Genomic DNA, 8,218 nt, shown 5'->3' with positions numbered 1-8,218 from the left:
GAGTCACCAGCTCCGGATTCTCTGCTTCAATCTTCTTTAATTCCTGCATCAGCTGATCATATTCATAGTCGCTAATTTCCGGTGCATCCATGTTGTAATAACGATCTGCGTGGTAATTGATCTGTTCTTTAAGTTCGTCGATTCTCTGTTTCATAATATGGCCTCTCTTTACTGATTCTTAAACTCTACAGCAATGTGCTTATATATTTATAACTCATTCATCCCCTATATACGGCTTGTGTATTCCGGTCCATTACTGGAATCCTGTATCATCTGATAAAGTTCTTCGATTTCCTTATCGGTCAGTTTACGGTATGTTCCTGCTTTCAAATGTCCCAGGCGGATATTCATAATACGTACACGCACTAACCTGGTCACTTTATACCCCAGCGCTTCACACATCCTTCGAATCTGACGATTGAGTCCCTGGGTCAGAATAATGCGAAATTGCTTTTCTCCGATCTTCTCCACTTTGCATGGTCTGGTCACGGTATTTAAAATCGGAACTCCTTTTGCCATCTGCCGGATAAATTCATCCGTAACGGGCCTGTTCACCCTGACTTCGTATTCCTTTTCATGATAATTTCCCGCACGCATAATTTTATTCAGGATTTCCCCATTATTTGTCATCAACAGCAAACCCTCCGAATCCTTATCCAGTCTTCCAATAGAAAAAATCCGTTTGGGATAATGCAAAAAATCTTCTATATTATTGCTTCCCCATTTCTTCTCTGAGGTACAGATAATACCTACCGGCTTATTGACAGCCAATAATATCATCTCTTCTTCTCTGCTTACTCTTTTTCCATTGACACGGATATCCTGAATGGGCAAAACTTTCAGACCCATGGCAGCCGTCTGCCCATCCACAGTCACCTTACCGCTTTCGATCAGCCTGTCCGCTTCTCTTCTGGAACACACACCAGATTCAGCCAGAAATTTGTTCAGCCGTACCGGTTCATGTTTATCTTTCCCTGAAAATTCTTCCTGCATCCTATTTTTCATAAATATTCTAAAGCCTGCTTTCTTTCACTTTATTACATATCCTCACTATTATATGGTAATTCCAAATGAACTGCAAGTAAGATTTGAGGTTAGATGGGATGTTTTGTTGAGAAGCAGACGCTTTGTAGATGGGGCAGTGTACGAAAAGATGGGGCGTGGAGGAATTGCGTGCCCCATCTTTTCCAGATTCAGGTTGTCGCTACAAAGCTGGTTTTCTCAACTAAATATGTTCAAACTCAATTTTAAGCACATCCTCTTCATATTTTGCACCAGCTACTTCATAACCCCGCAGTTTTGGCGGAAGTATCAGATTACGCCTTTCATTTTTGATCGTAAGTGCCAGTTCCTCTCCTTTTAGTTCCAGTTCCAATTCCCGTTTATCCACAAATGGGATTGCTATTTTTAAGTAGTATTTCTCCTGCTCTTTTTCCAGGACAAATATATGCTGGACCGCCAGAACTGCCGTCGGATCCGTATCTCCGTATACCATATCCGCAGCTGTTCTGAGTCGCTCTGCCGTTCTCAATTCATGCTTTAAAAACTCCATTTCAAATACCGGAATATCAAAAAAGCTCTGTCTGATATCCTGCAGGCTGTTCTGCTGGTTTTCTATCCATTGATTAAAGTATCCCGATAAAGATGACCTGGGATACACCTTATTTACAATGATTGCATCTACATTGTAATCATACATGTGGAGATAAGCAAAATTTCTTTTTGCTTCTTTTACCACGATTTTTTCCGGGGTAGTCACGATACGCAGGCTTAGAACATCCTTATCAGACATCAGATCCTGCAGCTGTTCTATTTTGGAACACAAGATCTCTACTTCATCGAAAAGAGTCTCTTTTGGCATAGGAATCTTGGTTGTTTTTTCTACCAGCGGACCTGCTACTTTGATTGCCTTTCTCTTCATCGGCATTATTTTCCCCAGCAAGTCACCAAACATTTCGGGAAATTTTAACAGTGATATTGTCTCACCGGTAGGTGCACAGTCCACAATCAACACATCATAATTTTGCGCTTCGTATATCTCCAGAATTTTAAACAGAGAGAACAGCTCTTCAAATCCTGGAAAAACCAGCAGTTCCTCTGCTTCTATGCTTTCCCCTGATCTGGATGTCAGCAGCTTTTTCAAATAATCCTTTATATTTCCCCAGGCACGTTCGCTTTCCGCTACGGCATCGATTTCCATTGCAAATAAATGCTCCGTTATTTTCACCGGATCATTGCTGAGTTTACAATCAAAGGAGTCACCCAGGCTGTGTGCCTGGTCTGTGCTCATAATCAGAACCCGTTTTCCACTTTCCGCGATTTTACAGGCCGTTGCTGCTGCTATGCTGGTCTTCCCTACACCGCCTTTACCCGTATATAATAATATTCTCATGTTCCTTCCCCCTACTCAATGATCACTTTTTTGGTGCGTTTCGTTTTTTCTGATTTCTTCGTAAAATTATCTCCGGTGTACATATCTGCTTTTTCAGACTCGTTTTCCCGACTCCCATCTCTTTCGTCTTTACAAGATTTCGTCTCTTTTTTTCCAGCCAGATAAATTTCAACCGCACAGTCCTTTAACCAATCTCCCGCTCCGGTCCTCCAATTTTTCATCCTGTCATTTAGTTCATCCGGCAACAGCTCCTGAAATGCTTCTATTTCTAATTTCTTTGCCTGAACAATTTTTGTTATAAATGTCTTATTCATCCTCTTCCTCCTTAACAAACTGTATGTGCAGGGACTGGTCTTTCATCTTTGCGGACTGTACATAATGTCCCCGCAGAGTAGATGGCATGGGAATTGCTCTTTTAAAGTTCCCGATCTTCACAATAAGGTCCCGGCCCGCTTCATGCATTACGATTTCCTCTTTTTTCACACACGGCAGATATACCTTTAAAAGATAGCCATTCTCTGTTTTTTCATAGACTTCATTCGGTATGATTCTCTTTACTGCAAACAGATCATCTTCCTGCAGCGCATCTTCACACACCCGGTCCAGTGACGTGAGACCGTTTAAATCGATATCATACCATTTAATGGCATACACCGGGACGCTTTGGAATACCTCTTTTAATTCCTTGATATACTGCTGCTGGATCCCCAGCCATTCATCAAAAAAGGGATTATTAATATCCGTCGGCAAAACCCGGTTAATATAGAGTCCATCCACATTAAAATTATAGAGATTCAAATACATATAATTTCTCTTTGTTTCCTCCACTACCATTTTTTCCGGTATTGCCACAAGCCTTATACTGCTGATCTCCCTGTCCTTCATCAGCTCCTGCAATTCAGCCAGTTTCAAATACATTCTTTCGATATCATTCATAGCCTTTTTATCCGGCAATTGAATTTGAAAAAGCTTTTTCGTTACCGGCCGCATCACTTTAACCGCCACTTTTCCCAGTGGGAACAGTTTTTCCATATACCAGGAAAGAAGTTCCGGAAATTTCAGCAGGGAAAGCGTCTCTCCGGTAGGCGCACAGTCCACTATAATCAACTCGTACTCTTTACGATTATATATTTCCTGAATTTTTAACAGGGAAAATAACTCTTCGATTCCCGGTATCATATCCAGGTCATTCATTATATTTTCTTCCCCGCTTCCTGCCGGGAGCATATTTGCAAAAGCATTCATCATAGATGAAAAATCATGCTCCATTTCATAGGCAGGATCTATTTCCAGAGCAAATAAATGCTCAGCTACCTGCATTTCTTCTTTTCCAAGAGGCTGCTCAAATAAATCGCTTAAATTATGCGCCATGTCCGTACTTACAATTAATGTTTTTTTCCCTTCTTTGGATGCTTTCCTGGCGTGTGCCGCTGCAATGCTGGTCTTACCTACGCCTCCTTTTCCTGTAAAAATTATGATTCTATTCATAAATCTCCTTTCCCGGAAAATAGCTCCCCGGTTCAACTTATATTATTTCATTTTGTATATTCTATTTATTTCTTCGTTCGAATTATTCGAAACTCGAACTATTTATTATTTTTAAACAGAGCCGCAAAGCTCTGTTAAAATACAGTTTAACCAACATTCAATTTCAGACTACTCAATTGCAATCTTTCGGACTTTTTTCTCCTTTGGCTTTTCACCAGTTTTTTCCCTCTGGTTCAATACTGCAAAGATCTTATCTGCCATGCCAAAGAGGGTTCTCTTCTCCTCTTCCGAAAATGCAGCCATCACTCTGGTAAAATAATTTCCCAGTTCCATCATTTCGTGATACATGAAATCTGTTCCTTTTTCACTGAGTGAAATGGTTACAACCCGCTTATCCTGATCACTTCTCTCTCTGCGTACCAGATGCTTTTTTTCAAGACGGCTGATGACTCCGGTAACCGTATTAAGCGGAATGTTCATATATTCTGCTATTTCACTCATATTCACCTGTTTCTGGCGGTAAACGAACAGTAAAGCAAAGATTTCATTCTTCGAGCAGTTTAGAAACAGATCAAACCGCTGTTCCGGATAAAAAACAAATTTGCATTTATCCATTATTTCAAATACCATTTCCTCTACGGATGCCGGAAACTCACTCATAGGTAATCACTCCTTTACTTCGTTTCTCGAAGTATATTTTAATTCTACTCTCGAAGTAATAATTTGTCAAGAATTTTATATTCCAAACTTGTTTTCTGTGCTATAGTATACATAACGACGCTAAAGGAGGCCTCTTTATATGAAAGAAACCATATATACCATCCCCTTAATGGATGCATTTAATGCAAACGACGAATGTCCGTTTTGTTTTATAGAGCGAAACCTGGAACAGCATGCAATTTCTTTTATTCTTGGTTCTGCCTATATGGAAGATGACGTCCGCATGGAAACCGACAAGATCGGATTCTGCCGCCATCATTATAAAATGATGTTTGACTATGGCAACCGCCTTGGGAGTGCTTTAATACTAAGTACCCATTTCCACAAATTGAATGAAGAACTGCAGGCACAGATCAAATCATTCGCTCCCAGTAAATCATCCATGCTAAAACGTATCAAAAAAACAACCATCGAACCGGAAATCCGTAAAACAAACATTGGAGCCTGGATTACAGAAAAAGAAAATGATTGCTACGTTTGTAATCATTTTAATGATAATTATAACCGTTATCTGGATACCTTTTTTGAAATGTTAAAAAATAATCCGGAATTTGTAGAAATAGTGAAAAACAGCAAAGGTTTCTGTCTCCATCATTTTGCAGATGTCATCGAAACTGCGGAAGATAAGCTGAATGATAAACAAAAAAATCTTTATTACCCCATGCTTTTCAAACTCATGGAAGATAGTATGAAGCGTCTGGAGGAAGAAGTAACCTGGTTTACTGCGAAATATGATTACCTGAATAAGGACAAGGACTGGGGCAATTCCCGGGACAGTGTTCAAAGATGTATGCAGAAGCTGGGCGGCGGTTATCCTGCGGATCCCGTTTTCCAAAGCGATAAATAATTATAATTTTGTTTTACTAATATTTAGATATTCAAAAGGGTATTCGGAAAACTCTCCAAATACCCTTTTATCAATTTTCATATTCAACTAAAAAGTTACATTTCACAAACTTTACCGCTCAAGCAGATAGCTGCAGTCCATTTTCAAGCATTCCTGTAGATCAGCTTAATAAAACGTGCGAACCTGTTTTGTCCCAAACTTCTTTTACGTATGGCTCATCGTATAATCATAGATTGCCTGGTACGTATCATTATCATAATGAACACCATCTGCCGTGCCAAATCCATTAGTCTTTAAATACGTATAGGTATCAATATAAAGATTTGGAAAAGCTGCCTTTAGCTGCATATTAAATGGTGTAATATGCTTATTTTTTATAAGATATCCTACGGATGATGCAACCTTGTCATTAACTGGATTTACTGACATCATATAGAATTTTGTATTTGGATAACTTGCAATCAATTCCTGATACACATTGATATACTGTAAAACGGTATTGGATGCGCAGTCATTAACCCCCAGGTTAAATACCACTTTTACATATGGGTTAAAGTCCAGCTTCTTCTTAAGCTGCGTAAGCCCTGAAGACATCAGCCAGTTATAACCTTCGCCTACCTTTGCAATATACTGTGCATTTCCATCTTTGGAACCAATTACATTTTCCATTCCTACGGTTCTGGAATCACCTACAAATACATATGTATTATACTGTTTTACTCCGGAACTTCCGGCATTGTCATTGGGACCCTGATTGGTCTGTCCTGAATTACCATTTCCCGGATTCTGGTTTTCCGGCTCCTGTGGTGCCTTTGTTTTCTTTCCGTCAGCTCCCACATAATACTTCCCTGCCTTACAGTTCACGGCCATCGTACCATCCTTCTGCAGATAACGTCCATTCACCCAGCGCTTTTTAACCATAGCTCCTAAATTAGAGCTCTTTTTATCAAAATAGTACTTTTTACCACCAATCGTATGCCAGCCGGTGTACATGGCTCCTGTTGTTTTAGACAAATAATAACGCTTTCCATTTATTGTTTTCCAGCCTCTTACCAGTGCGCCTTTTTTACTGCCTGTCTCATTTAAATAATAATAAGACTTCTTATAATACTTCCAGCCTGTTGTTACATATCCACTCTTATCAAAATAGTAAATTTTATTCTTTATCTTTATCCATTTGTTTTTTGGATAAGTGCCGTTCTTATACTGAAACCATCGTCCTATGTAATTTTGTTTCCAGCTTCCTGATGTACTTTTGACTGTTTTAGCCTTTTTCACAACATTTACAGCAGCTTCCGCATTTATAGAAGTTACACTGCCTGCAAGTCCAAAAATTAATGCCAGTGTGAGTATTACAACTGAGATTTTGATTTTCTTCATTCTTTACCTCTCATGACCAATCAATTACTTGCTACCTGTAACACTATAACACAAAAAAATAGAAGTCTCAACTATTTTTTAAGAGAAACTTCTATTTTCTTACGATAATATTAAGAAATTGTATACTTTATTGCGCTTCTTTTTTGTTTTTGGAAATTAAATAATATGGTATTGCAACAAACACTGCACCGCCAATCATATTACCAATTGTTACTAAAGAAAGGTTGTAGAAATAACCGCCTATTGTAACTGCCGCATCGCCTTTATTCAGTAAACCTACGCCAATAATACTCATATTCGCTATACTATGTTCGCAGCTGCAAATCATAAATACGTAAATGCACCAAAAAACCATAATCAGCTTAGCTACTTCATTTTTTAATTTAATACTGCACCATACCGCCAGACAAACAAGGATATTACACAATATACCTCTTGTCAGCAGTTCTACCGGTCCAAGTCCCACTTTTGTTGCTGCAGTAGAAGCAAACATTTCCCCAACTGCTCCCTTCGGTACACCGGTCAGCTGAAAAACAAAAACTGATGCGATAGACCCCAGGAAGTTACCAATATAACATATAATCCATAGTTTAATTGTATTACCCCATGTTACAACTTTATTAAGAGATGCAGAGGTCATTACAAAATTATTACCAGTAAATAATTCTGCTCCGGCTGCTACCACCAGACTTAAAGCCGCTGCAAATGAGAAAGCCATTACAGCCTTCATCATCGGATCTCCCGCTTCTTTCAGAGGCGTTCCCATAACAAAGGTTACAAAGGAACCAAATGAAATGAACATTCCAGCTACCATTGAGGAAACAAAATATCCAAGAGGATTATTTTTCAACAACCCATATTTTGCTTTTCCTGAATTACAAACTGCTTGAAATTCTTCCTGAAACATAACAAATACCTCCTCTTTCCTTTAGATCCTCTATATGCAGGAAAGGTCCCCACCTTCCCTGCATATTAAATAATTAGAACAATCCGGAAATCTTTCCTGTCTCGTCTACGTCGATTCTTTCTGCTGCCGGTACTTTTGGAAGTCCTGGCATGGTCATGATCTCTCCTGTGAGGGCTACGATAAAGCCTGCTCCTGCGGAGATCTTTAAGTTACGTACTGTTACTTCAAAGTCTGTCGGTGCGCCAAGCTTTGTCTGGTCATCTGTCAGACTGTACTGTGTCTTAGCAACACAGATCGGGCAGTTCCCGAATCCAAGGTTTTCCAGTTCTTTTGCCTGCTTCTGAGCATTTGCTGTGAGAACGGCTTTCTTTCCGCCATATACTTTCTGTACGATTGCATTTAATTTATCTTCGATACTTCCTTCTAATTCATAAGAATAGTGGAATTCGCTTGGCTCTTCTACCAAACGGATTACTTCTTTTGC

General features: G+C 39.3%; 10 protein-coding genes. 1 reads left to right on the top strand and 9 read right to left on the bottom strand.

Annotated elements, in window-relative coordinates; translation table 11 throughout:
* The 6 genes from RHS_RS31745 to RHS_RS23240 all read right to left on the bottom strand — a co-directional run.
* A partial coding sequence (locus RHS_RS31745; protein ID WP_395023426.1) for a hypothetical protein occupies positions 1 to 154 on the bottom strand: 154 nt, incomplete at its 3' end.
* Positions 155 to 225: 71 nt separating this feature from the next.
* Positions 226 to 1,005, bottom strand: coding sequence for a pseudouridine synthase (locus RHS_RS23260; RefSeq protein WP_047834508.1), 780 nt, complete (start codon positions 1,003 to 1,005; stop codon positions 226 to 228).
* A gap of 220 nt (positions 1,006 to 1,225) precedes the next feature.
* Complete coding sequence (locus tag RHS_RS23255) at positions 1,226 to 2,392, bottom strand: ArsA family ATPase (RefSeq protein WP_047834507.1); 1,167 nt, start codon at positions 2,390 to 2,392, stop codon at positions 1,226 to 1,228.
* Positions 2,393 to 2,403: 11 nt separating this feature from the next.
* Positions 2,404 to 2,706, bottom strand: coding sequence for a hypothetical protein (locus RHS_RS23250; protein WP_044295497.1), 303 nt, complete (start codon positions 2,704 to 2,706; stop codon positions 2,404 to 2,406).
* Positions 2,699 to 3,880: an ArsA family ATPase gene (locus RHS_RS23245; RefSeq protein WP_044295496.1), complete on the bottom strand. Its 1,182-nt coding sequence runs from the start codon at positions 3,878 to 3,880 to the stop codon at positions 2,699 to 2,701. Before RHS_RS23245 ends, RHS_RS23250 begins: the two co-directional genes overlap by 8 nt.
* A 168-nt stretch (positions 3,881 to 4,048) precedes the next feature.
* A complete protein-coding gene (locus tag RHS_RS23240; RefSeq protein WP_027296547.1) occupies positions 4,049 to 4,540 on the bottom strand; it encodes a MarR family winged helix-turn-helix transcriptional regulator in 492 nt (163 codons plus the stop codon).
* Positions 4,541 to 4,679: 139 nt separating this feature from the next.
* Between RHS_RS23240 and RHS_RS23235 the strand changes: the two genes are divergently transcribed.
* A complete protein-coding gene (locus RHS_RS23235) occupies positions 4,680 to 5,447 on the top strand; it encodes a DUF6062 family protein (protein ID WP_047834506.1) in 768 nt (255 codons plus the stop codon).
* A gap of 204 nt (positions 5,448 to 5,651) precedes the next feature.
* Here the strand turns inward: RHS_RS23235 and RHS_RS23230 are convergent, their stop codons facing one another.
* The 3 genes from RHS_RS23230 to RHS_RS23220 all read right to left on the bottom strand — a co-directional run.
* A complete protein-coding gene (locus RHS_RS23230) occupies positions 5,652 to 6,827 on the bottom strand; it encodes a hypothetical protein (RefSeq protein ID WP_047834505.1) in 1,176 nt (391 codons plus the stop codon).
* A gap of 127 nt (positions 6,828 to 6,954) precedes the next feature.
* Positions 6,955 to 7,734, bottom strand: a complete 780-nt coding sequence (locus tag RHS_RS23225; protein WP_027296544.1) for a formate/nitrite transporter family protein — start codon at positions 7,732 to 7,734, stop codon at positions 6,955 to 6,957.
* 73 nt (positions 7,735 to 7,807) lie between these two features.
* Positions 7,808 to 8,218 (bottom strand): formate--tetrahydrofolate ligase (locus tag RHS_RS23220; RefSeq protein ID WP_047834504.1); only part of this gene is annotated, 411 nt, incomplete at its 5' end.

It is taken from the genome of Robinsoniella sp. RHS (assembly GCF_001029355.1).
GTDB classification, from domain to species: Bacteria; Bacillota; Clostridia; order Lachnospirales; family Lachnospiraceae; genus Robinsoniella; species Robinsoniella peoriensis.
This window is presented reverse-complemented; position numbering and strand designations above follow the sequence as displayed.